29 protein-coding genes and 1 tRNA gene are annotated in these 25,171 nt (G+C 67.2%); 24 read left to right on the plus strand and 6 right to left on the minus strand.

Features of this window, described 5'->3' with window-relative positions; genetic code table 11:
- Position 1 precedes the first annotated feature (1 nt).
- The 5 genes from QN239_RS15390 to recN are packed head-to-tail and all read left to right on the plus strand — an operon-like array spanning position 2 to position 4,710.
- Positions 2 to 1,006, plus strand: a complete 1,005-nt coding sequence (locus QN239_RS15390) for an HAD-IIA family hydrolase (RefSeq protein ID WP_499011572.1) — start codon at positions 2 to 4, stop codon at positions 1,004 to 1,006.
- A 27-nt stretch (positions 1,007 to 1,033) separates the two neighbouring features.
- The gene (locus tag QN239_RS15395) at positions 1,034 to 1,225 is read left to right on the plus strand and encodes a hypothetical protein (RefSeq protein ID WP_499011574.1); all 192 of its coding nucleotides are present in this window, start codon (positions 1,034 to 1,036) and stop codon (positions 1,223 to 1,225) included.
- A 4-nt stretch (positions 1,226 to 1,229) separates the two neighbouring features.
- Positions 1,230 to 2,036 carry a TlyA family RNA methyltransferase gene (locus tag QN239_RS15400; protein WP_499011576.1) on the plus strand — a complete coding sequence of 269 codons (807 nt, stop codon included), beginning with the start codon at positions 1,230 to 1,232 and terminating at the stop codon, positions 2,034 to 2,036.
- Positions 2,033 to 2,956, plus strand: a complete 924-nt coding sequence (locus tag QN239_RS15405) for an NAD kinase (protein WP_499011577.1) — start codon at positions 2,033 to 2,035, stop codon at positions 2,954 to 2,956. The genes QN239_RS15400 and QN239_RS15405 overlap by 4 nt, the downstream gene beginning before the upstream one ends.
- The gene (gene recN / locus QN239_RS15410) at positions 2,956 to 4,710 is read left to right on the plus strand and encodes a DNA repair protein RecN (protein ID WP_499016808.1); all 1,755 of its coding nucleotides are present in this window, start codon (positions 2,956 to 2,958) and stop codon (positions 4,708 to 4,710) included. Before QN239_RS15405 ends, recN begins: the two co-directional genes overlap by 1 nt.
- Positions 4,711 to 4,716: 6 nt before the next feature.
- Here recN and QN239_RS15415 read toward each other — a convergent pair whose 3' ends face one another.
- Together QN239_RS15415 and QN239_RS15420 are read right to left on the minus strand one after the other, a co-directional pair.
- On the minus strand, positions 4,717 to 5,616 hold the full coding sequence (locus QN239_RS15415) for a pyridoxamine 5'-phosphate oxidase family protein (RefSeq protein WP_499011579.1): 900 nt from the start codon (positions 5,614 to 5,616) through the stop codon (positions 4,717 to 4,719).
- Positions 5,617 to 5,625: 9 nt separating this feature from the next.
- A complete protein-coding gene (locus tag QN239_RS15420) occupies positions 5,626 to 6,075 on the minus strand; it encodes a VOC family protein (protein ID WP_499011581.1) in 450 nt (149 codons plus the stop codon).
- 116 nt (positions 6,076 to 6,191) lie between these two features.
- On the opposite strand from QN239_RS15420, the gene QN239_RS15425 reads away from it, so the two are divergent.
- The 6 genes from QN239_RS15425 (at position 6,192) to xerD (ending at position 12,379) form a co-directional block, all read left to right on the plus strand.
- Positions 6,192 to 6,713, plus strand: coding sequence for a CGNR zinc finger domain-containing protein (locus tag QN239_RS15425; protein WP_499011583.1), 522 nt, complete (start codon positions 6,192 to 6,194; stop codon positions 6,711 to 6,713).
- Positions 6,714 to 6,814: 101 nt separating this feature from the next.
- Positions 6,815 to 7,999, plus strand: a complete 1,185-nt coding sequence (gene steA / locus QN239_RS15430; protein ID WP_090361472.1) for a putative cytokinetic ring protein SteA — start codon at positions 6,815 to 6,817, stop codon at positions 7,997 to 7,999.
- A complete protein-coding gene (locus QN239_RS15435) occupies positions 7,999 to 8,931 on the plus strand; it encodes a copper transporter (protein ID WP_090361468.1) in 933 nt (310 codons plus the stop codon). The genes steA and QN239_RS15435 overlap by 1 nt, the downstream gene beginning before the upstream one ends.
- A 145-nt stretch (positions 8,932 to 9,076) precedes the next feature.
- Complete coding sequence (pyrG, locus tag QN239_RS15440; protein ID WP_499016809.1) at positions 9,077 to 10,822, plus strand: CTP synthase; 1,746 nt, start codon at positions 9,077 to 9,079, stop codon at positions 10,820 to 10,822.
- Positions 10,815 to 11,435: an NUDIX domain-containing protein gene (locus QN239_RS15445; protein WP_090361465.1), complete on the plus strand. Its 621-nt coding sequence runs from the start codon at positions 10,815 to 10,817 to the stop codon at positions 11,433 to 11,435. The genes pyrG and QN239_RS15445 overlap by 8 nt, the downstream gene beginning before the upstream one ends.
- On the plus strand, positions 11,432 to 12,379 hold the full coding sequence (xerD, locus tag QN239_RS15450) for a site-specific tyrosine recombinase XerD (protein ID WP_499011587.1): 948 nt from the start codon (positions 11,432 to 11,434) through the stop codon (positions 12,377 to 12,379). The genes QN239_RS15445 and xerD overlap by 4 nt, the downstream gene beginning before the upstream one ends.
- An 84-nt stretch (positions 12,380 to 12,463) precedes the next feature.
- On the opposite strand, the gene QN239_RS15455 is transcribed toward xerD, so the two are convergent.
- The gene (locus QN239_RS15455; protein ID WP_499011588.1) at positions 12,464 to 13,207 is read right to left on the minus strand and encodes an O-methyltransferase; all 744 of its coding nucleotides are present in this window, start codon (positions 13,205 to 13,207) and stop codon (positions 12,464 to 12,466) included.
- 89 nt (positions 13,208 to 13,296) lie between these two features.
- Here QN239_RS15455 and QN239_RS15460 point away from each other — a divergent pair, with 89 nt between their 5' ends.
- The 11 genes from QN239_RS15460 (at position 13,297) to QN239_RS15510 (ending at position 21,393) form a co-directional block, all read left to right on the plus strand.
- Entirely contained in the window at positions 13,297 to 14,178 is an 882-nt protein-coding gene (locus tag QN239_RS15460; protein WP_170847393.1) for a ParA family protein, read from the plus strand.
- Positions 14,175 to 14,987, plus strand: coding sequence for a segregation/condensation protein A (locus QN239_RS15465; protein ID WP_499011590.1), 813 nt, complete (start codon positions 14,175 to 14,177; stop codon positions 14,985 to 14,987). The genes QN239_RS15460 and QN239_RS15465 overlap by 4 nt, the downstream gene beginning before the upstream one ends.
- Positions 14,987 to 15,727, plus strand: coding sequence for an SMC-Scp complex subunit ScpB (scpB, locus tag QN239_RS15470; protein ID WP_499011591.1), 741 nt, complete (start codon positions 14,987 to 14,989; stop codon positions 15,725 to 15,727). The genes QN239_RS15465 and scpB overlap by 1 nt, the downstream gene beginning before the upstream one ends.
- Before the next feature lies 1 nt (position 15,728).
- Positions 15,729 to 16,472, plus strand: coding sequence for a pseudouridine synthase (locus QN239_RS15475; RefSeq protein WP_267288918.1), 744 nt, complete (start codon positions 15,729 to 15,731; stop codon positions 16,470 to 16,472).
- Complete coding sequence (gene cmk, locus QN239_RS15480) at positions 16,469 to 17,155, plus strand: (d)CMP kinase (protein ID WP_499011593.1); 687 nt, start codon at positions 16,469 to 16,471, stop codon at positions 17,153 to 17,155. The genes QN239_RS15475 and cmk overlap by 4 nt, the downstream gene beginning before the upstream one ends.
- Positions 17,152 to 18,585 (plus strand): ribosome biogenesis GTPase Der, encoded by a 1,434-nt coding sequence (gene der / locus QN239_RS15485; protein WP_499011595.1) that lies wholly within the window; start codon positions 17,152 to 17,154, stop codon positions 18,583 to 18,585. Before cmk ends, der begins: the two co-directional genes overlap by 4 nt.
- A gap of 67 nt (positions 18,586 to 18,652) precedes the next feature.
- Complete coding sequence (locus QN239_RS15490; RefSeq protein WP_499011597.1) at positions 18,653 to 19,435, plus strand: sulfite exporter TauE/SafE family protein; 783 nt, start codon at positions 18,653 to 18,655, stop codon at positions 19,433 to 19,435.
- A gap of 198 nt (positions 19,436 to 19,633) precedes the next feature.
- Positions 19,634 to 20,569, plus strand: coding sequence for a sulfite exporter TauE/SafE family protein (locus QN239_RS15495; protein WP_499011598.1), 936 nt, complete (start codon positions 19,634 to 19,636; stop codon positions 20,567 to 20,569).
- A 40-nt stretch (positions 20,570 to 20,609) separates the two neighbouring features.
- Positions 20,610 to 20,683, plus strand: a tRNA-Pro gene (locus QN239_RS15500).
- A 193-nt stretch (positions 20,684 to 20,876) separates the two neighbouring features.
- Entirely contained in the window at positions 20,877 to 21,134 is a 258-nt protein-coding gene (locus tag QN239_RS15505; RefSeq protein WP_499011599.1) for a DUF3297 family protein, read from the plus strand.
- Positions 21,135 to 21,264: 130 nt separating this feature from the next.
- Positions 21,265 to 21,393 (plus strand): hypothetical protein, encoded by a 129-nt coding sequence (locus tag QN239_RS15510; protein ID WP_499011601.1) that lies wholly within the window; start codon positions 21,265 to 21,267, stop codon positions 21,391 to 21,393.
- A 170-nt stretch (positions 21,394 to 21,563) separates the two neighbouring features.
- Here the strand turns inward: QN239_RS15510 and QN239_RS15515 are convergent, their stop codons facing one another.
- Positions 21,564 to 22,022 (minus strand): MarR family winged helix-turn-helix transcriptional regulator, encoded by a 459-nt coding sequence (locus tag QN239_RS15515; protein ID WP_499011603.1) that lies wholly within the window; start codon positions 22,020 to 22,022, stop codon positions 21,564 to 21,566.
- Between the two features lie 60 nt (positions 22,023 to 22,082).
- On the opposite strand from QN239_RS15515, the gene QN239_RS15520 reads away from it, so the two are divergent.
- The gene (locus QN239_RS15520; protein WP_499011604.1) at positions 22,083 to 22,463 is read left to right on the plus strand and encodes a VOC family protein; all 381 of its coding nucleotides are present in this window, start codon (positions 22,083 to 22,085) and stop codon (positions 22,461 to 22,463) included.
- A 75-nt stretch (positions 22,464 to 22,538) separates the two neighbouring features.
- On the opposite strand, the gene QN239_RS15525 is transcribed toward QN239_RS15520, so the two are convergent.
- Positions 22,539 to 23,342 carry an RsiV family protein gene (locus QN239_RS15525; RefSeq protein ID WP_499011606.1) on the minus strand — a complete coding sequence of 268 codons (804 nt, stop codon included), beginning with the start codon at positions 23,340 to 23,342 and terminating at the stop codon, positions 22,539 to 22,541.
- 253 nt (positions 23,343 to 23,595) lie between these two features.
- On the opposite strand from QN239_RS15525, the gene QN239_RS15530 reads away from it, so the two are divergent.
- A complete protein-coding gene (locus tag QN239_RS15530; protein ID WP_499011608.1) occupies positions 23,596 to 24,066 on the plus strand; it encodes a hypothetical protein in 471 nt (156 codons plus the stop codon).
- Positions 24,067 to 24,156: 90 nt separating this feature from the next.
- Here the strand turns inward: QN239_RS15530 and QN239_RS15535 are convergent, their stop codons facing one another.
- Positions 24,157 to 24,465 (minus strand): hypothetical protein, encoded by a 309-nt coding sequence (locus QN239_RS15535; RefSeq protein ID WP_499011610.1) that lies wholly within the window; start codon positions 24,463 to 24,465, stop codon positions 24,157 to 24,159.
- Positions 24,466 to 25,171: the final 706 nt, after the last annotated feature.

Raw genomic sequence — 25,171 nt, forward strand, 5'->3', positions numbered from 1 at the left:
CATGGGGACTCTCGTACAGGAGCACGACTGCCTGCTCCTGGATCTGGACGGCACCGTGTTCCGCGGCCACGAACCCACCCTCGGAGCGGTGCAGAGTCTGGCTTCGGTGGGCCCGCGTGCGCTGTATGTCACCAACAATGCGTCCCGGTCCGCCTCCGAGGTCGCGCAACACCTGCAGGAGCTTGGATTCTCCGCCGGTGAAGCCGATGTCGTCACCAGCGCCCAGAGCGCGGCGCGGCTGCTCGCCGCCCAGCTGCCGGCCGGATCCGCCGTCCTGATCGTCGGGACCGAGTCGCTGGCCGCGGAGATCAGCGGAGTCGGACTACGCCCCGTGCGCACCCTGGATGAGAACCCGGTGGCGGTGGTCCAAGGGCATTCGCCGTCGACCGGATGGAGCGATCTGGCCGAGGCGGCGCTGGCCATTCGTGCCGGGGCGATCTGGGTGGCTGCCAACGTCGACCGAACACTGCCGTCCGAGCGTGGGCTGCTGCCCGGCAACGGCTCGATGGTCGCCGCGCTGCGGACCGCGACCGATCAGGATCCTCAGGTCGCCGGCAAGCCGGCGCCGACTCTGCTCAACGATGCCCTGGCCCGCGGCAGCTTCGGCAGCCCTCTGGTCGTCGGGGATCGCCTCGACACCGATATCGAGGGGGCCAATGCCGCCGGGTTGCCCAGTCTGATGGTGCTCACCGGCGTGAACACCGCCGCCGATATGGTGCACGCCATCCCGGACCAGCGGCCGGTGTTCGTCGCGCCCGATCTGCGATCGCTGCATACAGAGGGCGACACACTGCGGATCGCGGCGCACCCCGCCTGGCAGGTCGACGCGGACGGATCCGTGGTCACCGTGCGCGCCACCGGCGCCGATGCGGGGGACGAGCTGAGCGTGGTGCGCGCCGTCGCTTCCGCGGTGTGGTCCGCCGGGCCGAACGGCGGCCCTGTCGATGTCACCGCCGCGGACGACACGGCCCGTACCGCTCTGCAACGCTGGTCGCTGCTGAGCTGACCGGATCGACTAGCGTGATCTCCTGACATGAGTACCGATCCCGAGCAGATCCGCACCGATATCGCCGCACTGCTGGCCGGCCTGCCCGATCCGGCGGTGGTTGGCGTCGAGTCCCTCGATATCGACGCTGTCGCGATCCGCCTGGAACAGGCTCACGACCTGCTGGTTCGTGCCCTGGAATCGGTGGAGGGCCGCGGCGAAGCGATCCGGGAGCACTGAGCCGATGACGCGGCGGGCGCGAGTGGACGCCGAGCTGGTGCGACGTGGGCTGGCCCGGTCGCGGCAGCAGGCTGCCGAGCTGATCGGCGCGGGCCGGGTACGCATCGACGGACTGCCCGCCGTCAAACCTGCCACCGCGGTGTCGGTGGATGCCGCGCTGACCGTGGCGGCCGACGAGAAGACCTGGGTCTCGCGCGGCGCGCACAAACTGATCGGCGCACTCGACGCATTTGGTGTGCCGGTGCAGGGGCGCCGCTGTCTGGATGCGGGCGCCTCGACCGGCGGTTTCACCGAGGTGTTGCTGGACCGCGACGCGGCGCACGTCGTGGCCGCGGATGTCGGGTACGGGCAGCTGGCCTGGTCGCTGCGATCGGATGACAGGGTGAGCGTGTTGGAACGCACGAACGTGCGTGAGCTGACCCCGGAGGCGATCGGTGGTGTCGTGGACCTGGTGGTCGCGGATCTGTCGTTCATCTCGCTGACCACCGTGCTTCCCGCACTGACCCGCTGTGCCTCCGCCGACGCCGATATCGTGCCGATGGTGAAACCTCAGTTCGAGGTCGGCAAGGACCGGGTGGGTGCGGGCGGCGTCGTCTCCGATCCGGCGCTGCGCGCCGACGCGGTACTTGGGGTTGCGCGGCGGGCCGCTGAATTGCATTGGCACACTGTTGATGTCACCGCAAGTCCGCTGCCGGGGCCGTCGGGCAATGTCGAGTTCTTCTTACGTTTGCGGACGGCCACCGACCACCCCTTGCAGGGTGACGATCTCGAGCGCGCGATTGCGCGCGCCATTGACGAAGGACCGCAATGACCTGCGAACGCACCGTCCTGGTGGTCGTCCATACCGGCCGCGCCGAAGCCACCGAAACCGCTCGCCGGGTCGAGAAGGTACTCGGCGATCACGGGATCGGGCTGCGGGTGCTCACCGCCGAAGCCGTCGATCGGGGTGCGCTGCATCTCAATCCGGACGATATGCGCGCCCTCGGGATCGACATCGAGGTGGTGGACCCCGATGAGCGGGCGGCCGAGGGCTGCGAGGTGGTGCTCGCACTGGGCGGTGACGGGACGTTTCTGCGGGCCGCGGAACTGGCCCGCAACGTCGACATCCCGGTACTGGGAATCAACTTGGGCCGCATCGGGTTTCTCGCCGAGGCCGAAACCGAGGTGCTCGACACGGTCCTGGAACACGTGATCAACCGCAACTACCGGGTCGAGAACCGGATGACCCTGGACATCGTGGTCCGTGAGGGCGGCACGATCCGGGAACGCGGCTGGGCGCTGAACGAGGCCAGCCTGGAGAAGGGGCCGCGGTTGGGTGTGCTCGGCGTCGTGCTCGAGGTCGACGGCCGGCCCGTGTCGTCCTTCGGCTGCGACGGGGTGCTGGTCTCGACACCGACCGGGTCCACCGCCTACGCATTCTCGGCCGGCGGGCCGATTCTCTGGCCGGATCTGGAGGCAATTCTGGTGGTGCCCAACAATGCTCACGCGTTGTTCGCCCGACCCATGGTCACCAGCCCCAATGCCGCGATCGCCATCGAGGTGGAAGCCGAGGGACACGACGCGATGGTGTTCTGTGACGGGCGCCGCGAGATGGTGGTGCCCGCCGGTGCGCGGGTCGAGGTGACGCGCTGCGGCACATCGCTGAAGTGGATCCGGCTGGACAGTGCACCGTTCACCGACCGGCTGGTGCGCAAGTTCCGCCTGCCCGTCACGGGATGGCGCGGCCAGTAGTGCTCTCCGAGATCCGTATCGAGTCGCTGGGCGCCATCAGCACCGCGACCGCTGAATTCGACCGGGGCCTGACGGTGCTCACCGGTGAGACCGGTGCCGGTAAGACCATGGTGGTCACCGGATTGCACCTATTGGGCGGCGCTCGCGCCGATGCGAACCGGGTGCGCACCGGGGCGCCGCGCGCCGTGGTGGAGGGCCGGTTCAGCACCGCCGATGTGCACACCGAGGTGGTCGGACGCATCGACGACATCCTCGATTCCTCCGGCGCCGAACGCGATGACGACGACAGTGTGATCGCCGCGCGGTCGGTGAGCCGGTACGGCCCGTCGCGGGCATATCTGGGTGGCCGCAGCGTGCCGGCCAAATCGCTGAGTTCGTTCACCAACGAACTGCTGGCACTGCACGGCCAGAACGATCAGCTGCGGCTCATGCGCCCGGACGAACAGCGCGCGGCGCTGGACCGGTTCGCCGATATCAGTGCGCCGCTGGCCAAGTATCGAGCCGTACGCGAGGAGTGGCTGTCGGCCCGTCGCGATCTCATCGACCGGACGCAGCGGGCGCGTGAACTGACCCTGGAGTCTGATCGGTTGACCTTCGGCCTCGGCGAGATCGAGGAGGTGGCACCGCAGCCGGGTGAGGACGACGCGCTGGTCGCCGATATCCGTCGGCTCTCCGAGTTGGACGCCCTGCGCGAGGCTGCCGCGGCCGCCCGGGCCGCGCTGGCCGGCGCACCCGATGACGATGCGGGCGAGTCCGCCTCGGCCGCCAGTGCGGTCGCCCAGGCCAAGGCGGCGTTACAGGCCACCGATGACTCCGTGTTGCAGACGCTCGGGCAGCGGCTTGCCGAGGCGGTGGCGGTCATCGGTGACGTGTCCACCGAGCTCGGTGACTACCTGGCCGAGTTGCCCAGTGATGCAAGCACTCTGGAGAGCAAGCTGTCGCGTCAGGCCGAACTGCGCGGGCTGACGCGCAAGTATGCCGCCGATATCGACGGCGTACTTGCGTGGGCGAAGGAATCCCGGGAACGGCTGGCTCAGCTCGACGTCTCCGAGGAGGCGCTGTCAGGCCTGCGTGCCCGGGTCGACGAGCTGCACGCCCGCTTGATCGTGGTGGCGGCCGATCTCACCAAGGCCCGCACCAAGGCCGCCAAAGGTCTGGCGAAGGCGGTCACGGCCGAACTCGCCGGGCTTGCCATGAGCGGTGCGGAGTTCGGCATCACCGTATCGGCCCTGCCGGCGCGTGCCGACGATTCCGCGCCGGTCACCTTGCCTGGCGGCACCGTCGTGCACGCCGGCCATGACGGTGTGGACGCCGTCGAGTTCGGGTTCGCCGCGCACCGCGGTACCGACCTGCTGCCGTTGGCCAAGAGCGCCTCCGGCGGTGAACTGTCGCGCGTCATGTTGTCCCTCGAGGTGGTGCTGGCGGCGTCGGCGGCCGGCACCACGATGGTGTTCGACGAGGTCGACGCCGGTGTCGGGGGCCGGGCCGCGGTGCAGATCGGCCGGCGACTGGCACGGCTGGCGCGCACCCACCAGGTCATCGTCGTCACCCACCTGCCGCAGGTCGCCGCCTACGCCGACACCCACTTGGTGGTGGAGAGCGGGCCCAAGTCCAGCCGGGTGGTGCGCCTGGAGGAGGTCGACCGCGTCGCCGAGTTGGCCCGGATGCTGGCCGGTCTGGGCGACACCGACACCGGTCGTGCGCATGCGCGCGAACTGCTCGACGCGGCCCAGCAGGAGCGCAACGCCCCCTAGGGCCGGTCAGGCCGGGTTGGCGGGGGACAGCTCGGCGGCACCCCAGCGCAGCGGGCTTGCCTCGGTGAGCTCGACCAGTTCGGACACGGTGAAGTCGATGGAGCACTGCGCACCGGCGGCATCGTGGCGTTCCCAGCCGATCCGGGCGGTGCCGGTGAGCTGGATGGTCGATCCCGTGCGCCAGTCGGGGATCAGTAACCCACACTGCGGATTGACGTCGATATTGCCCAGCGTCATGAACATCGAGTTGCCGCGGTAGTCCGGCCAGCGCAGCCGGGTTGGTGAGATCACCTGAAGGAAGCCGGGATTGCCGCCGCGGTGCGAGGCATCGGCATTGCCGTCGGTGTCCGCCGACCCGATGAAGAAGGTGTCGGCGGCGGTGATGACCTGCGCGGTGTGTGCGTCCAGTTCCGCCGCATGACGGGCCGCGGGCCGCGCCGGTTCGCCTCGCACCTGCTCGATGTTCCTGCGCGATATGTACTTCGGGCAGTTCGAATACACCTGGTCGGTGTGGACGCGCAGGCCGGCCGTTGAACCGAAGTCGACCGGATCGGCCATCCCGTTGACCCGCATCCGGCGTCGGGTCTGTGGTTCGACCGCGATCATCCCGATCCGGTGCGGGCGCGCCAGGATCTCGCGAAGCGGATCGCCTGATGCGGGCAGCGCCCCGATCATGATGGTCCGCGGGTCCTCGGCGCGCAGGAAACCCGGTCGGCCGGTGATCAGGCCGGCCCACACCCGGCCCGCGTCGTCGGCCGCGCTGACCACCGCCATCGGCTGCTCGGCCAGGAAGTCCGCGGCAGCGGCCGGGATCTCCGCGCGCACCATGCGGCCGACGCGCTCGGCGATCGCGCTCTGTCCCAGGCGTTGTTGAACCGCTGCTTCACCTGCGTGATAGAGAGTCATCGCAGCGACTCAGAAGAATCCGCAGGTGGGTGCCGAGCCGTTCGGCGCGGGCTCGGTGTCCGCACCGCTCGGGGCGTACACCTCGAGCCGGATGCCGTCGGGATCGCTGAAGAAGATGCCGCCGGATGCTGCGCCCTCGCGGTGTGCCACGACGCCGTCGTGGGCGAACGGTGCGCCCAACTCCTTCAATACCGCCTCCACCGCCCGGACCTGGTCGATGGTGTCCACCTGGAACGAAAGGTGGTGCAGGCCCGGCGTGTGTGCGGAGAACGTGCCGTCACTCTGCTGCCACAGGGTGAGCCGCAGGACGCCGTCCGACCCCAGGAAGGCGTACCGGTGTTCGCCTTCTGTGCTGGCTCCGAGTTGGTCGAAACCCAGGGCGCGACGGTAGAAGGACACCGACCGTTCCAGGTCCGTGACATTGAGGCCGATGTGCCCGGGTGCGGTCGTGGTCGCCATTTTGCTCCTCCGGAGTAACCATTAAAACAACAATCGAAGGTTGGAATCGGAACAGGTCGATGTCAACCGTCTAAAGGTTATTGAACGGTTAGAGGGAGGGGTGGTTAATCTCAGTTATGCGCGATCCGCGCCCGCATGTCGGGGAACCCCTTGCGCTGGACCTGTTGAACACCCGGTGGGCGTCGGCCGACGGTCCACAGGATCTGCTGTCCGATACGGCGGGGTTGCAGTGCTGGTTGCAGACCAACGATCTTGCCGACCGGTGCGCTGCCGATGGGCCGACCCTGGATGCGCTGATCCTCACTCGCGAGGCGATCCTGCAGGCGGTCAGCGGCGGATCGGCCGACGACGTGAACGGGGTGCTCGACCACGGACGTATCCGGCGCCGGCTCGCCGATTCCGGGCCACAGGACGAGCCGGACGTACCGGAGCCGCAATGGCTGCCCGGCTGGCTGGCCGTGGACAATCTGCTGCACCTGCTCTCGGAGTCTCCCCACCGGATCAAGCAGTGCGCCCATCCGCACTGCATCCTCTGGTTCCATGACTCCTCGAAAAACGGCACCCGCCGCTGGCATTCGATGACCACCTGCGGCAACCGGGCCAAGGCCGCGCGGCACTACGCGGCGAAACGCGAATGAGATGCTCTTGCTGTTGCAGATGTGACAAAAGAAAACTTGTGGGGCTGGTGTTACGGCGCGCCTCCACCTCAACTTGAGGGTTGGCCGACAGAATCGGCCCCATGAAGATGTCAGCGCTGCTATCGCGTAATGCCAGCTCAAAGCCGGGCGTCATCGGTACCGCCCGCGTTGATCGCGACATCGACCGACTGCTGCGCCGCGTCGGTCCCGGGGATGTCGTCGTCCTCGACGCCTTGGATCTGGACCGGATCACCGCGGACGCCCTCGTGGAAGCGGGCGTGTCCGCCGTCGTCAACGCCTCCCCGTCGATCTCGGGCCGATATCCCAATCTGGGGCCGGAAGTGTTGGTGGCCAACGGCATTCTGCTGATCGACGAAGCGGGTCCCGAGGTCTTCAAGAAGATCAAGGACGGCGCCCGGGTCCGGGTCAACAACGGCGGCGTCTACACCGGCGACCGCAGGATCGCGCACGGCACCGAACGCAATGACCTGGAGATCCACGAGCTCATGGTGGAGGCCAAGAGCGGTCTGGTGGCCCATCTGGAAGCGTTCGCGGGCAACACCATCGAGTTCATCCGCAGCGAGAGCCCGTTGCTGATCGACGGGATGGGCATCCCCGATATCGACGTCGACATGGATCGCAGGCATGTCGTGGTGGTGGCCGAAGGGCCCTCGGCCGCCGACGATCTCAAAGCCCTCAAGCCCTTCATCAAGGAGTACCAGCCGGTCCTCGTCGGTGTCGGCACCGGAAGCGACGTGCTGCGCAAGGCCGGCTACCGGCCGCAGCTCATCGTCGGCGACCCTGCCGTCATCAGCAGCGACGCGCTCCGGTGCGGCGCCCAGGTGGTGCTGCCCGCAGATGCCGACGGTCACGCCCCCGGCCTGGAACGTATCCAGGACCTCGGTGTCGGCGCCATGACCTTCCCGGCGGCCGGCTCGGCCGCCGACCTGGCGCTGCTGCTGTGCCACCACCATGGCGCCGCGCTGATCGTCACCGCAGGTCACAGCGCCACGATCGAGGAGTTCTTCGACCGCTCCCGGCAGCAGAGCAATCCCTCGACCTTCCTGACCCGCCTCAAGGTGGGGGAGAAGCTGGTCGACGCCAAGGCCGTGGCGACCCTGTACCGCAGCCGGATCTCCGGCGGCGCGATCGCGCTGCTGGTGCTGGCCATGCTGATCGCGGTCATCGTCGCGCTCTGGGTGTCGCGTACCGATGCCGTCGTCCTGGACTGGGTGGCCGACTACTGGAACCGCTTCCTGCTCTGGGCTCAGGGTCTGGTCAGCTGATGATCTCCCTTCGGTCACACGCGATTTCGCTGGCGGCGGTCTTCTTGGCCCTGGCAGTCGGAGTGGTGCTGGGATCGGGCCTGTTGTCCGACACCGTGCTGTCCGGGCTGCGTAAGGACAAGGCCGATCTGCATGAGCAGATCAACACCCTGACCGATGACAAGAATGCTCTGAACGAAAAGCTCAGCGCCGCTGGTGAATTCGATAGCATGATGGCGCCGAGAATTCTGCGGGACACCCTGGGTGGCAAATCCGTGGTGATCTTCCGCACCCCGGATGCCGCCGATGACGACGTCGACGCGGTGACCCGGCTGGCCACCCAGAGCGGCGCCACCGTCACCGGAGCCATCTCGCTGACCCCGCAGTTCGTCGATGCCAACTCCTCGGAAAAGCTGCTCTCGGTGGTGAATTCGCCGATCCTGCCGGCCGGACGTCAGTTGTCCACCAAATCCGTGGACCAGGGTTCGCAGGCCGGCGACCTGCTCGGTATCGCGCTGCTGTCCGGCAAGGATCCCGCGGTGGTCGACGACCAGCGTGACACGGTGCTCGCCGCTCTGCGCGAGACAGGCTTCATCTCCTATGACGCCCAACACATCGGCGCCGCCAACACCGCGGTGATCATCACCGGCGGCGACCTCGGTGACGACGCGGGCAACCGGGGGTCCACCGTGGCCCGGTTCGCCGCCGGGTTGGCACCCCACGGCGCGGGCACCGTGCTGGCCGGCCGGGACGGCTCGGCGACGGGTACCGCCGCGGTCGCGGTGGCCCGGTCCGACGCGGCGCTGTCCTCGGCAGTCACCACCGTCGACGACGTCAACGCCGAGTCGGGGCGGATCACCAGTGTGCTGGCGTTGGCCGATCTGGTACGCGGAGGCAAGCCCGGCCAGTTCGGGATCGGGCGGGGCGCCTCCTCGGTGACCGTGCCCCAGTGAAACGCTCGCAGTGACGGAGACCATCGGCGCGCCAGCGACAGCTTGTCGGCGTCGGTGTTAAGGTGAGATTCCGTGGGTCGGCAGGCCCCAGGTAACAGTCAGTTGCCTTGCCCCATCGCCACGGAGGTTGTTCTTGCCCGGTCAAGTGAAGTTACGCAAGCACCCGCAGACCGCGACCAAACACCTCTTTGTCAGCGGTGGTGTGGCGTCCTCACTGGGTAAAGGCCTGACGGCCAGTAGTCTCGGGCAGCTGCTCACCGCACGCGGTTTGCAGGTGACCATGCAGAAGCTCGACCCGTATCTCAACGTGGACCCGGGCACCATGAACCCGTTCCAGCACGGTGAGGTGTTCGTCACCGAGGACGGTGCCGAGACCGACCTCGACGTCGGCCACTACGAGCGCTTCCTGGACCGCGACCTCTCGGGTTCGGCGAATGTGACCACCGGCCAGGTGTACTCGGCGGTCATCGCCAAGGAACGCCGCGGCGAGTACCTCGGCGACACGGTTCAGGTCATCCCGCACATCACCGACGAGATCAAACACCGCATCCTGGCCATGGCCGAACCCGACGCCAAGGGCAACCGGCCCGATATCGTCATCACCGAGATCGGTGGCACCGTCGGTGACATCGAATCGCTGCCCTTCCTGGAAGCCGCCCGGCAGGTCCGCCACGAGGTCGGCCGGGACAACTGCTTCTTCCTGCACGTGTCGCTGGTCCCGTTCCTCAAACCTTCGGGCGAGCTCAAGACCAAACCGACCCAGCACTCCGTGGCCGCACTGCGCAGCATCGGTATCTCCCCGGACGCGCTCATCCTGCGCTGCGACCGTGAGGTGCCCGAGCCGCTGAAGAACAAGATCGCGCTGATGTGCGACGTCGACATCGACGGGGTCATCTCGACTCCGGACGCACCGTCGATCTATGACATCCCGAAGGTGCTGCACCGCGAGGAACTCGACGCCTACGTGGTGCGCCGACTGAATCTGCCGTTCCGCGACGTGGACTGGACGCAGTGGAACGACCTGCTTCAGCGTGTGCACGAGCCGCAGGAAACTGTTCGGATCGCGTTGGTGGGCAAGTACATCGACCTGTCGGACGCCTACCTGTCGGTGGCCGAGGCGCTGCGCGCCGGTGGCTTCGCACACCGTGCAAAGGTCGATATCCGCTGGGTGGCCTCCGACGACTGCGAGACCGAAGCGGGGGCGATCGCCGCACTCGACGACGTGCACGGGGTGCTGATCCCCGGCGGGTTCGGTATCCGGGGGATCGACGGCAAGATCGGCGCCATCCGGTATGCACGCAAGCGCGGCGTGCCGGTGCTCGGGCTCTGTCTGGGTCTGCAGTGCATCGTGATCGAGGCTGCGCGGTCGGTGGGGCTGACCGAGGCGAGCTCGTCGGAGTTCGACCCCGACACCCCGGATCCGGTGATCTCCACCATGGCCGACCAGCTCGACGCGGTCGCGGGTGAGGCCGATCTCGGCGGCACCATGCGCCTCGGCGCATATCCGGCGGTGCTGCAGGATGATTCGATCGTGGCGCAGGCCTACGGCGCCACCGAGGTGTCCGAGCGGCACCGGCACCGCTACGAGGTGAACAACGCCTACCGCGATCGCATCGCGGAGAGCGGCCTGAAGTTCTCCGGCACGTCCCCGGACGGGCATCTGGTGGAGTTCGTCGAGTACGACCGCGAGGTGCACCCGTTCCTGGTCGGAACCCAGGCCCACCCGGAGCTGAAGAGCCGGCCCACCCGTCCGCATCCGTTATTCGCGGCGTTCATCGGGGCAGCACTGCAGTACAAAGCCGGCGAGCGGCTGCCCCTGGAGGAGCTCACCCTCGCCCGGGCCAACGGCACCGAGGCCGAAGCGCTCACCGAGCCCGCACACCGTGGCTGAGCACCAGTTCGACACCCTCGAATCGGAAACGCTCTACGTCGGAAAGATCTTCGCGCTGCGCGCCGACGAGGTACGGATGCCCGGCGGGCACACCGCCCGCCGGGAGGTGGTGGAGCACTACGGTGCGGTGGCTGTCGTCGCCCTCGACGACCAGGACAACATCGCTCTGGTCTACCAGTACCGCCATCCCCTCGGGCGTCGGCTGTGGGAACTGCCCGCCGGGCTGCTCGACCTTGGCGGCGAGCCGCCGGTGGAGACCGCGGCCCGCGAACTCAAGGAGGAGGCCGGGCTCGCGGCAGCGTCGTGGGCGGTGCTCGTCGACGTGGATTCCACACCGGGATTCAGCGACGAGAGCGTGCGCATCTTCCTGGCCACCGGGCTGACCGAGGTGGACCGGCCCGAGGTGCGCGACGAGGAAGCCGACCTGACGCTGGCCTGGGTGCCGCTGGCTACCGCCGTCGCACGGGTGTTCGCCGGCGAGATCGTCAACTCGCTTGCGGTCGCCGGAATCCTGGCCGCCCATGCGCTGCCGGACCGTTCCGCCCTGCGACCGGCGGACGCACCCTGGCCGGACCGGCCGCGGGCGTTCGCCGCCCGGCAAGGCCACCCGTGACCACGGCTGTCAACGCGATCGAACAGCAGGTGCGGGGATATCTCGACCACCTGGTCATCGAACGCGGCGTGGCAGCCAACACCATCAGCTCCTACCGGCGTGACCTGCGCCGCTACACCGAGCACCTCACCGAGCGCGGCACCGCCGACCTGCGCGACGTCTCCGAGACCGATGTCAGCGAGTTCCTCGTCGCGCTGCGCAAGGGCGACCCGGAGACCGGGGCGACAGCCCTGTCAGCGGTATCGGCTGCCCGGGCCCTGGTCGCCGTCCGGGGCCTGCACAGATTCCTGACGGCCGAAGGCGTCCTCGAGGTCGACGTCGCCCGCGAGGTCAAGCCGGCTACCCCCTCGCGGCGGCTACCCAAGAGCCTGACCGTCGACGAGGTGGTCGCGCTGTTGGAGTCCGCCGGTGGGGACCGCGATTCCGACGGGCCGCTGAGCCTGCGAAACCGGGCGCTGCTGGAGGTGCTGTATTCGACCGGCGCGCGCATCTCGGAGGCCGTCGGGCTGGATATCGACGATGTCGACACCACCTCGCGATCGGTCCTGCTGCGCGGCAAAGGCGGCAAGCAGCGTCTCGTCCCGATCGGGCGGCCCGCGGTCGCGGCGCTGGATACCTACTTGGTGCGGGCCCGGCCCGATATGGCGCGGCGTGGCAAGGGCACCCCGGCGATCTTTCTCAACGCCCGCGGTGGCCGCTTGTCCCGGCAGAGTGCCTGGCAGGTGCTCCAGGACGCCGCCGAACACGCGGGGGTGACCGCCGCGGTGTCCCCGCACACGATGCGCCACTCCTTCGCCACACATCTGCTCGAGGGGGGCGCCGACGTGCGTGTCGTGCAGGAATTACTTGGCCACTCCTCGGTGACCACCACGCAGATCTACACGCTGGTGACGGTCAACGCGCTGCGTGAGGTATGGGCGGGCGCACACCCGCGGGCGGTCTGAGCCGGCATCCTCGGGTGCTGAGCGTGCCGCCAATACCCTTGACCGGCAGTGGATTTGAATGGCTTCGAGCCTGCCCGGCGCCGGTCAGGCGCCCAGGTACTGGGACTCCAGCACCAGGTCCGGGAGCAACGTCTGGTACTCGGCGTGCGTGTGGTGTTCGACGGTCTGCCAGCTGCGGCCCTCGTGCTGCTTCATGTAGGTGCGGTACTTCGGCGCACCCGGCAGCTTGACGTTGTCGGCGACCACGATCGAACCGGTGTGCAGCCAACCGCGGTCCAGGATGCTCTGCAGGTCGGTCAGATATGCGCTCTTGTCGTGGTCGATGAAGACGAAGTCCACCGAGCCGGTGGCGAAGCCGAGCGTGTCCAGGGTGGCGCCGCCGTCGCCGAGGGTGCCGACGACGCAGGTGATGCGGTCCCAGACCCCGGCGTGCGCCCAGATCCGGCGCGCGATCTCGGCGTTGGCGGCCGAAAGCTCGACCGAGAAGACCCGGGCCGCGGGGGCGGCGCGGGCAATGCGCAGCGCGCTGTACCCGCAGTAGGTGCCCAGCTCCAGCGCCACGGCTGGGTTGGCGCGCTGCACGGCGGCGTCGAGCAGCGCGCCCTTCTCGTCGCCGACGTTGATGAGGAAGGACTGCTCGTAGGCGAACCGGTCGATGGCGGCCAGCACGTCATCGATGTCCCCGGGGCGGGACTCGCGCAGGACGTATTCGGCCGCCGCGGCTTCGCGACCGTCACCGATCTGACCGGTCCTGCTGATGTTGCGGGCACCCCAGGCCAGCCGTAGGAAGGACCAGCGCAGAAAGGGGGCACGCCGTGTGAGACCCATATCGTGACCTTACCCAGCGGGTCTGCGGTGTCAGGCCCATCTCCACGGCTAGACTCTGCTGCGATGTTCGCCGAGGAGGAAGGGGCCGCATGAGCGACGACGGCAGCCTCCACCTCGGTATCGAGCCGCAGCCCGAAGTGGGCCTCACCGGCCGCCCGGCCCGCGACATCCCCGAGCCAACCCCGCGCAGCACGCACGGTCCGGCCAAGGTGATCGCGATGTGTAACCAGAAGGGCGGCGTCGGCAAGACCACGTCGACCATCAATCTGGGTGCCAGCCTGGCCGAATACGGACGGCGCGTCCTGTTGGTCGACCTGGATCCCCAGGGTGCGCTCTCCGCCGGGCTGGGCGTTCCGCACTACGAGCTGGAACACACGGTGCACAACCTGCTGATCGAACCGCGGGTGTCCATCGACCAGGTGCTCATCAAGACCCGGGTCAGCGGCCTGGACCTGGTGCCCAGCAATATCGACCTGTCTGCCGCGGAGATTCAGCTGGTCAACGAGGTGGGCCGGGAGCAATCGCTGGCCCGCGCGCTCTATCCGGTGCTGGACCGCTACGACTACGTGCTGATCGACTGCCAGCCGTCGCTGGGGCTGCTCACCGTCAACGGCCTGGCCTGCGCGGATGGGGTGATCATCCCCACCGAATGCGAGTTCTTCTCACTGCGCGGGCTGGCCCTGCTCACCGATACCGTCGACAAGGTTCGTGACCGGCTCAACCCCAAACTCGAGATCAGCGGCATCCTGGTCACCCGCTACGACCCGCGCACGGTGAACGCGCGTGAGGTGATGGCCCGGGTGGTGGAACGCTTCGGGGATCTGGTCTTCGACACCGCCATCGCCCGCACCGTGCGGTTTCCAGAAACCAGTGTCGCCGGCGAGCCCATCACCACCTGGGCGCCGAAATCCAGTGGCGCCCAGGCGTATCGGTCGTTGGCTCGCGAGGTCATCTACCGGTTCGGCGTGTGACCGCCGAACCCGAGCCGGCCGCCGCGCAAACGGGTTTCCAAGTCCGGCTGAGCAATTTCGAAGGTCCGTTCGACCTGCTGCTGCAGCTGATCTTCGCCCATCGAATGGACGTGACCGAAGTCGCACTGCACCAGGTGACCGACGACTTCATCGCCTACACGAGGGTCATCGGTCGTCAGCTCGAGCTCGACGAGACGACGGCGTTCCTGGTGATTGCCGCCACACTTCTGGATCTCAAGGCTGCCCGGCTGCTGCCCGCAGGTGAGGTGCAGGACGAAGAAGATCTGGCGTTGCTGGAGGTGCGCGACCTGTTGTTCGCCCGGCTGCTGCAGTACCGGGCGTTCAAACATGTCGCCGAGATGTTCGCCGAGCTGGAGGCCGCGGCGCTGCGCAGCTATCCGCGCTCGGTGGCGTTGGAGGCGCGCTTCGAAGAGCTGTTACCCGAGGTCACACTGGGTGTCGACGCCATGCGGTTCGCCGAGATCGCGGCGTCGGCGTTCACCCCGCGGCCGGTGCCGACCGTGCGGCTGGACCATCTGCACGTGCAGTCGGTGTCGGTGCCCGAGCAGGCGATGCGGCTGATGGGGCTGCTGGAGACGCGCGGGATCGGCGGATGGGCGTCGTTCGGCGAGCTGGTCGCCGGCTGCGACGTGATGCAGATCGTCGGCAGCTTCCTGGCGTTATTGGAGCTCTACCGGGCCAGGGCGGTAGCATTCGAGCAACCAGAACCGCTTGGTGTGCTCCAGGTTTCGTGGACCGGAGATCGGCCTACCAACGAACACCTCGCCGCCGCAGTGGAAGAAGACTGATGACCGACGACATGACCGACACGGAACCACGTGTCGATCTGGGCACCGAGGTCGCTGAAGCGTCTGAACTCGACGACGAGTCGGGTCCCGCCCCGGAGGTACAGCTCGACGACGCCCAGCTGTACTCGGTGCTGGAGGCGCTGCTGCTCGTGGTCGACACCCCCGCACCGGTGGACATCCTGGCCTCGGCGGTGCAGCAGTCCGCCGAACGGGTGGAGGCGACACTGCGGCAGTTGGCGGCTGAGCTGGCTGCCCGCGACAGCGGCATCGACCTGCGCGAGACCGGTGGCGGATGGCGGATGTACACCCGCGCCAAGTACGCCCCGTACGTGGAGCGGCTGCTGCTCGACGGTGCCCGAACCAAGCTCACCCGGGCAGCGTTGGAGACGCTGGCGGTGGTGGCCTACCGGCAGCCCGTGACACGCGCACGGGTCAGTGCGGTGCGCGGCGTGAACGTCGACGCGGTCATCCGCACCCTGCTGGCGCGCGGCCTGATCATCGAGGCAGGTACGGACGGTGACAGCGGGGCAGTGACTTTCGCCACCACCGAGCTGTTCCTGGAACGACTCGGGCTGTCGTCACTGACCGATCTCCCCGATATCGCGCCACTGTTGCCCGATGTCGACGTGATCGACGATCTAAGCGAAAACCTCAGCGACGAGCCGAGATTCGCCAAGCTTGAAGGTGCGGCAGCAGTGCCGCCTCAAGCGCCCCCCGCCATCGATGTGGACAAGGACTGACATGACCGAGCAAGAAGGCGTGCGACTGCAGAAGGTGCTGTCGCAGGCCGGGGTCGCCTCGCGCCGCGTGGCCGAACGGATGATCCTGGACGGCCGGGTCGAGGTCGACGGACGGATCGTCACCGAACTCGGTACCCGGGTGGACCCGGAGAACGCCGAGATCCGGGTGGACGGCACCCGCGTCCGGTTGAACGACGACCTGATGTATCTGGCGATCAACAAGGAACGCGGGATGCATTCGACGATGTCGGATGACCGGGGCCGGCCCTGTGTCGGGGACCTGGTGGAGCACCGGGTGCGCGGCAACAAGCACCTGTTCCACGTCGGCCGGCTGGACGCTGACACCGAAGGACTGTTGATCCTCACCAACGACGGTGAGTTGGCGCACCGGTTGATGCACCCGTCCTATGAGGTGCCGAAGACCTATGTGGCGACGGTGTTGGGCAATGTGCCGCGCGGGCTGGGGAAGAAGCTCAAGGCCGGTGTGGAACTGGACGACGGCCCGGCCGCCGTCGACGACTTCGCCCTGGTCGACACGCTGCCGGGCAAGACGCTGGTGCGGGTGACGCTGCATGAGGGTCGTAAGCGGATCGTGCGGCGACTGCTGGCAGCGGTGGGTTTCCCGGTCCAGGCACTGGTGCGCACCGATATCGGTTCGGTGAATCTGGGTGAGATGCGGCCGGGCAGTATCCGGGTGTTGACCCGCAAGGAGATCGGCGAGTTGTACAAGGCGGTGGGGATGTGAGCGAGGCGTTGACGGTGGCCCTGGACGGGCCCGCGGGGACTGGAAAGTCTTCGGTATCAAGGGGTTTGGCGCACGCATTGGGTGCCAGGTACCTCAATACCGGTGCCATGTACCGGATCGTCACGTTGGCGGTACTGCGTGCCGGGGTTGATCTGTCGGACACCGATCGGGTGGCCGAGGTGGCCGATGAGGTCGATCTGGCCGTCGGATACGACCCCGATTTCGACACCGCTTTCCTTGCCGGCGAGGATGTTTCGCGCGAGATTCGCGGCGACGAGGTGACCGCGGCGGTCTCCGCGGTTTCGGCGGTACCCGCAGTGCGGGCGAAGCTGGTGCAACTGCAGCGCGAACTGGCCGCCGGCGAGGGCGCGGTGGTGGTCGAGGGCCGCGATATCGGCACCGTGGTGCTGCCCGATGCGGATGTGAAGATCTATCTGACCGCGTCGGCCGAGGAGCGGGCCCGGCGGCGCAACGCACAGAACATCACCAACGGACTGCCCGACGACTACGAAGCGGTGCTCGCCGATGTGGTGCGGCGCGATCACCTGGACTCCTCGCGCGCGGTATCGCCGATGCGGGCGGCCGAGGATGCGCTGATCGTCGACACCAGCGCAATGTCGGAGTCCGAGGTCGTCACCCACTTGGAGGATCTCGTGGTCCAGCGTGCCGGAGCGTGCCCATGACCGAGACTGATTCCGACTCCCCGGCGGACGGCACCTGGTCCGACGAGAGCGACTGGGAGGTCGGCTTTTCCGACGAGGATGTGGTCGAGGACGAGGTCTATGCGCCGCCGCCGGTGATCGCGGTTGTCGGTCGGCCGAACGTCGGCAAATCGACTCTGGTGAACCGCATCCTGGGGCGTCGCGAGGCTGTGGTGCAGGACATCCCGGGCGTCACCCGCGACCGGGTGTCCTATGACGCCAGCTGGCTGGGACGGCGCTTCGTCGTGCAGGACACCGGCGGCTGGGAGCCCGACGCCAAGGGTTTGCAGCAGAAGGTGGCCGAGCAGGCGTCGGTGGCGATGCAGACCGCCGACGCGATCATCATGGTGGTCGACGCCGTGGTCGGGGCGACCGCGGCCGATGAAGCGGCGGCCAAACGGCTACAGCGCGCCGGCAAGCCGGTGTACCTGGCCGCCAACAAGGTGGACAACGACCGCACCGAGGCCGAGGCCGCGGCGCTGTGGTCGCTCGGGCTGGGGGAGCCGCACCCGATCAGCGCTATGCACGGGCGGGGAGTGGCCGACCTGCTCGATCTGGTCACCGAGGACCTGCCCGAGGTCTCCGAGGTGCGCGGCGGGCCGGGTGGACCGCGCCGCGTCGCTCTGGTGGGCAAACCCAACGTCGGTAAGAGTTCACTGCTGAACAGGCTGGCCGGTGATGAGCGCTCCGTCGTGCACGATGTGGCGGGCACCACCGTCGATCCCGTCGACTCGTTGATCGAATTGGGCGGCAAGCCTTGGCGTTTCGTCGACACCGCAGGGTTGCGGCGCAAGGTCGGCCAGGCCAGCGGTCATGAGTTCTACGCGTCGGTGCGCACGCACAGCGCCATCGATGCCGCCGAGGTGGTCTTGGTGCTGATCGACGGATCGCAGCCACTCACCGAACAGGACCAGCGGGTGCTGACGATGGTGATCGAGGCGGGCCGCGCCCTGGTACTGGTCTTCAACAAGTGGGACCTGGTCGACGAGGATCGCCGATATCAGCTGGATCGCGAGATCGACCGTGAGCTGGCGCAGGTGCAGTGGGCGCCTCGGGTGAACATCTCGGCCATGACCGGTCGTGCGGTGCAGAAACTCGTTCCGGCACTGGAGACGTCGCTGGCGTCCTGGGACAGGCGAATTTCGACCGGCCGGCTGAACACCTTCATCAAGGAGGTCGTTGCGGCGCACCCGCCGCCGGTGCGTGGCGGTAAGCAGCCCCGGATCCTGTTCGCCACCCAGGCGACCACCCGGCCGCCCACGTTCGTGTTGTTCACCACCGGGTTCCTGGAAGCCGGATATCGGCGGTTCCTGGAGCGCAGGTTGCGTGAGACGTTCGGTTTCGAGGGCAGCCCGGTGCGGATCAATGTGCGGGTCCGGGAGAAGCGCGGAGCTCCGCCCAAACGCCGGTGATCTGTGCCCGTCTTGTCACGGTGACCGTCACGGAACGTGCGCCCACCGCGTGAGTAGGGTGCTCTGAGTGTCTGTTGCGCACATGGTGCTCATCGCGCTGGCCGGTGTCGGTGCCGGCGCGATCAACGCGGTCGTCGGTTCCGGAACGCTGATCACGTTCCCCACGCTGGTGGCGCTCGGATTTCCACCGGTCACTGCGACGATGTCCAACGCCGTCGGTTTGGTGGCCGGCGGGGTATCGGGTACCTGGGGTTACCGGGAGGAACTGCGCGGCCAGTGGGACCGGCTGAAATGGCAGATCCCCGCCTCGTTGACCGGGGCCGCGCTGGGCGCCTGGCTGCTGCTGCACCTGCCGGAGAAGGTGTTCACCCAGATCGTGCCGGTCCTGTTGATCGGGGCACTGATCCTGGTGGTCATCGGCCCGCGCATCCAGAATTGGGCGCGGCGGCGGGCTGAGGTGTCCGGCCAGTCCGCAGAGCACGTCTCGACGCGCCGAATGATTGCGGTGGTGCTGGCCACCTTCGCAGTCGGCGTGTACGGCGGGTACTTCACCGCTGCCCAGGGGATTCTGCTGATCGGCGCGATGGGTGCGCTGCTGCCGGAGTCGATGCAGCGCATGAACGCGGCCAAGAATCTGCTATCGCTGCTGGTCAACGTGGTTGCTGCGGTGGCCTACACGGCGGTGGCGTTCGACCGGATCAGCTGGACAGCCGCCGGACTGATCGCTATCGGGTCGTTGATCGGTGGCTTCCTCGGCGCCCATTACGGCCGGCGGTTGTCACCCAATGTGCTGCGTGCGGTCATCGTCGCAGTGGGATTGATTGGGCTTTACCGGTTGTTGTCCCTGTAGTCTGTCGACGGCTTGTATTAGGAGGACACCGATGGCTGAGCGCGCTCTTGCGGCCTCGCCGTCCGCGTTGTCCGCGCTGGAGCCCTTCTGGCCGTCGCGCCGCCTGATGGCTTTCGACGAGTGGTGTTGTCCGCGTCCCTGACGCCCCCACCCGTCCATCCGGTCGCCGCCAGGTGACCGAACCCCCTGAAAGCAGCCATGCGTTCGCTTCTCATCTTCACGCTCGTCGGTGTCGGCGCGCAGCTTGTCGACGGTGCCCTCGGTATGGCGTTCGGTGTCACTGCCTCGACACTGCTGGTGCTGTCCGGCGTCGGGGCGGCGCAGGCCAGTGCAGCGGTGCACCTCGCCGAGGTCGGCACCACCTTCGCCTCGGGGATGTCGCACTGGAAGTTCAAGAACATCGACTGGGCGCTGGTGGCCAAGCTCGGAGTTCCCGGCGCCGCCGGTGCGTTCCTGGGCGCGACGGTGTTGTCCTCGCTGTCCACCGAGCAGGCGGCCCCGCTGATGGCGGCCATCCTGCTGGGCATCGGTGTGTATGTGCTCCTTCGTTTCTCGATGCGGACACCGCTGAACTTCGGGGTGCGGGGGACCAGTCACAGTGCGAAGTTCCTCGCTCCGCTGGGCCTGTTCGGTGGATTCATCGATGCTTCCGGTGGTGGCGGCTGGGGGCCGGTGACCACCAGCACGCTGTTATCTCAAGGCAAGACCGCGCCGCGCACCGTGATCGGGTCGGTGAGCGCCTCGGAGTTCCTGGTGTCGGTGTCGGCATCGCTGGGATTCCTGGTCGGTCTGCGGCAGGATTTCCTGGATCACTGGCCCGTCGTGGTCGGCCTCATGGTCGGCGGTGTCATCGCGGCACCCCTGGCCGCCTGGCTGGTCAGCCGGGTCAGTCCCGCGCTACTCGGTACGGGCGTCGGTGGTGTGATCGTGCTGACCAACAGTCAGAAGCTGCTCATGTACTTCGGCGTGCACGCACCGGTGTCGACGGTGATCTACGCCGGCATCGCGGCGGTGTGGGCGGCGCTGGTGGTGTACGCCTGGCGGGTGTCGCGAGCGCCCGAGGCGGCCGAGCCCGTCGCGGCCGAGCGCCCAGCCGAAACCGATGGGGCGATTGTGGTCGGGCGGCCCGGCTGAGGTAGAGTTTCGCTCGCTGCCGGCGATCCCGGCGGCACCGCGGGCTGTGGCGCAGCTTGGTAGCGCACTTGACTGGGGGTCAAGTGGTCGCAGGTTCAAATCCTGTCAGCCCGACAAAAAGACCAGCCTTGAGCTGGTCTTTCTTGTTTTTGGGGAATCGCCCGGACGTGCGACGAGTCCCCGGCCAACGCGATGCACTCCACGGGCGGCGCACGTCCAGGCCTACGTGGAACCCGCGATTACACGGTCGCGTAGGTTCTCAGAGAATCAAAATCGAAAACCCACGCAGCATTCAACGAAAGCGATCATGTCCCAGGATCAGAACACCGACGTTCCACCGAATCACCTCTCCATCGATCCGCGTAGTCCGTTCTACAGCGAAGAGGCGCTCCTGCGCGGCGTGGGTATTCGCTTCAACGGCGCCGAGAAAACCAACGTGGTCGAATACGACGTTGCCGAGGGTTGGGTGCGTGTGGAAGTCCCTACCGCCAAGGATCGCCGCGGAAATCCGATGGTCGTCAAGCTCAGCGGCGCGGTAGAACCGTACTTCCGCCAAGCGGAATAACGGACGCCCTCTACTCTTGCTGTTCGCTCGGGCGAGCGAACAGCAAGAGGGTCGGCGCGCCCGAGTTCAGCGAGCTTGCACAAACGGACCGTTCGTCACATCCGTGCCCCAGGTCGTATCGGGTTGTGATGTGCGGCCCTGGGTCGACGCCGTTGCGGACACCGTTGTCCTGCAGCCCAGCTCCGATGCGGCCATCGAGGACTTCGTGCGGTTCGGCGGAGCCAAAGTCGGGGGTGTGCTCGCCAGGGCCGGATGTTAGCTCCGAGCCGTCAACTCGCAGATTTCCACCGCGCAGGCTGCCGCACAGGGTGGACGCGAGCTTGAGCTGAAGGCGTTGCAGGCTGGCACGACAACGTATTTCGCGGCGCGTCTCATCGCACTTCAGTCGTCGCGTCTCTTTCCCGACGTTCGGGTGTCGCCGGGGCCGAGCTACGCACCTGCGCTGCCATCGCGCAGAGAACGAATCATGTTCTGCAGTGCGTGAAACACCCGTGCCTGATCGGCCTCGGACAAGCTGGACAGCATTCTGTCTTCGACAGCCCGGACCGCCGTCGTCGCCTCCTGTAGAGCCTTGCGGCCGCGCGGGGTGAGTTGGGTAGGAAGGGCTTTCCCCACGGGCGCCTCCTCTGGTCTGCTGACGTAGCCCTCGCGTTCCAAGGTCTGCAGCAGCACGTTCATCGACTGCCGCGTCACGAACGCACCCCGCGCGAGTTCGGAGTTCGACAAGCCTGGTCGTTGAGCCAGTAGCTCCAGGCAGGCGTAGCGCGTGATGTTCATCCCGAGCGGTCGCAGCACCTCCTCCATGGCTGCACGCAGAGCACTCGAGGCCTCTTTCAATGCGTAACCCAGTGACGTACCGACGTCGATGCCACCACCGCCTTGACCCATGTCAGTATTCTGACATACGGTCAATGGTGTCAGAAAACTGACACGACGAAAGGATGCACCATGTCCGTCACCGGCCCCGATTTCATCTCACTGCAGGCGCGCGACCTCGACGCCTCCCGGTCCTTCTACGAGCAGTACCTCGGCCTCGTGCGCTCGCCGGTCGGGCCCCCGCACGCGGTCGTCTTCGGGACCAAGCCGATCACATTCGCGCTGCGCGACGTCGTAACCGGCACCGATCTTGCCTCCGCTGCGCGGCCTGGCATCGGTGCCGCAATCTGGCTGCACGCCGACGACGTTCAAGACATCCACGACGCGCTCGTCACCGACGGGCACACCATCGTTTCCGCGCCGATCGACGGACCCTTCGGCCGAACCTTCACCTTCGCCGATCCCGACGGGTACCACATCACGCTTCACGACCGCCCGGACCAGAGGAACTGACCTTCCGCCGCGACATTGCAGTTACTGCGCGAAAGTGCGAGTGCCGAGCGCACTACCGGCAATGTCGCGACGGGGTCAGGCGATCATCGGGTCGATCGCCGACCGGGGCACCAGCACGTGCAAACCCCCGGCCGAGGCGGGCAGCAACACGCCCTGGTCGAAGAAGAAGATCACCCCGTCGTTGACGATCGCGAAGTTCTGGTAGTTGGCGGGGTTGTACAGCGCGGCCTGCGCGAACGGCAACGGCGGTGGCGGAGGCGCGGTGGTCGTTGTCGTGGCCGTGGTCGTGGCGGGCTGCCCCGGTTGCGTAGGAGGCGTGGTCGCGACCGGTGGCGGCGGCGCCAGCTGCTGCTGCAGTTCAGTCTGGACGATCGGCGCGACGGTCTTCAGCGGATCGTCCACCCGCCACAACGGCGCATGTTCTTTGTCGTCCGGCGCGGCCGTGTAGGTGATCGCCTTACGATAGCTCTGGTCCCAGTTGAACGCCTTGTACGTCGTCTGCGGCTGGCCCCCACCGAGGTCTTGGGTCACCGTGAACACCACAGCCTGCGAGCCGCGCGGCGGCACCGACGAGTTGTACTTCGTCGGCTTGATGCTCAACTCGTACGGTGAGGTGCGGGGCGCGCCGGACTTGGCCGAGTTGAGGAACGCGTCGCGTGCCTGCGAGATGTAGTCGGCGACCGACTTCTGGTCGGGGTAGTCCAGCGGAATGCTGATGTCGACGCTGTACGCGGGATCGGAGAGTTGGATCTCACACGTGCTGCCGGTATTGCCGCCTTTGAGGTCGGCGCAGTAGTCCTTCGGGGCTGCCACCGCCACGCCAGAGCAACCGAATGTGGCGGCCACCGTGACGACCACTGCCACGCTGAAAGAGCGCATGGGTAATACCTCCTAGCAAACGCGGCAACGCGCCGCGACCAAGAGATTAACGTGCCGTCCGGTCGGCAAAGCCGGCTGGGCGGAAGTACCGCTGCACACCGAGGTCAGGGTGGGGTTCGGGACCATCGTCCCCCACAGGCAGGGCATCGGTCCCTACTCCCAGGGGCCGGTGCGGGGGTCGAATGACTCAGGGGATCTCGTGGGTCCCCATCAGGTCACCACCGGCGTAGCCGCTGTCCGAAGGAGACGCACCATGAGAGCGTTACCGCACCTGCACACCCGCACGAGCCTGTTCGCCCGAGTTCTCGGGCCCTACCTTCTCGTTGCCGCGTCCACGATGCTGACGCGCGCCTCCGCCCTGCGGACACTGCTGGCTCAATTTGACGCAGACGTCGTATGGCCGTGGGTCACCGGCGCATTCGTCCTGCCGATGGGTCTGACCATCATCGTTTTGCACCCGTACTGGCGTGGGGCTCCCGCGACGATCGTCTCACTGTTGGGATGGCTCACCGCATTCAAGGGCGTGGCGTTGATGACCTTCCCCTATGCCTATTTGTCATGGGGAAACGACGTCGTTGCCCAGGCGCCCTGGTGGCAGGTGGGCACGGTGATCGTCGCCCTGACCGGGCTCTATCTGAGCATCGTCGGTTGGGCCACTTCCGTGGGCCGTCCGGCGTCACTCCCGGCGGCACGAGCGGCGGGCGATATGCCCCGCGCGGCCTAGATGTCCCGTAGAAGCTCGAGCGAGGGTGTCTCATGTTGAGAGTCAACCTGCCGGCGACAGTCGACGGCGCGCAGCTGGAGAGCGAAATCGTCAACGGCACAGCAGGCAGGCTCCGGGACGATTCACGGAATGGAGTTGTTGAATCCAGGTGAGATTCCTCAGTTGAGGGGAACTCGGCATGAGTACCGCCTTCTCCCCAAGGGCAGCATCGTGATCCACAACGATCACCACGTCCTCCACCGCGTTGACGTCGACGCCAAGGACCTGTTCACGGCTGAGTGCGGCGATATCGAACAACGGCACAGCGGGCTCGACACGACGATCAGCTGGCGACGGGGGAATGCCGCATCGGTGGGTGGCCAGCCGGAAATCCAACGGAGTCAGGATGATTCGGTCCACCCGGTCTCGGTCATCAACGGTTGCCCGATGTCTCACCGGCGCCCGGTATTTCCACCCGGCACGGTGACATCCCCTCGATGGCACCGGGCCGGGGAGGAAGGCGTGAGCATAGACAAACGAACCCATTGCCCACCGTTACGTGGTCCACAGAATCAGGACGGATCACTGGGCGCGTGCGCACCGCCTCGATCTGATCGTGCTGTACGCCGTGAGCTTAGCTGGCCGCGGAGTCGGCTGCTGCGAAATCTCCCGTGATCGCCTCCCACAGCGTCGTGTGCAGACGGAGAAGGCCCCGGAGCGTGGGCGCTAGGAGGAAGTCGTGTCACTTACGGGTCACTCGGCTTACGCCCGCTTCCCCGGCAGGGTTGTCCTTTGTTGTCGGTGTGGTCAGGGGTCTTCTGGTTGTGTTCTTTCGGCACCGGGATGGAGCGATGGCATACCGGGCAAAGTAGGTTTGGCACTGTTTCACGCTCTTCCGGGGTTTCACCGTGGCGCGGTCGCATGCCATGGGCTGCGATATTGCCGCGAAGCGGTCGTGGCTGGAATCTGCTGTATTGGATTGTGGTGGTGAGGTTTTCACTCTCACGATGCAGGTGGCGTGAGCGTAGGTGTTCTTGCGGGCAGTGATCGCCGTGTGTCCTCCTCCCGCGTGGGGATCCGGGCCGGATCCGATTTTCGGGACACCCGGACCGTAAGCGCGGCGGTT

Source organism: Mycolicibacterium sp. Y3 (assembly GCF_051188035.1).
Classification (GTDB): domain Bacteria; phylum Actinomycetota; class Actinomycetes; order Mycobacteriales; family Mycobacteriaceae; genus Mycobacterium; species Mycobacterium fluoranthenivorans.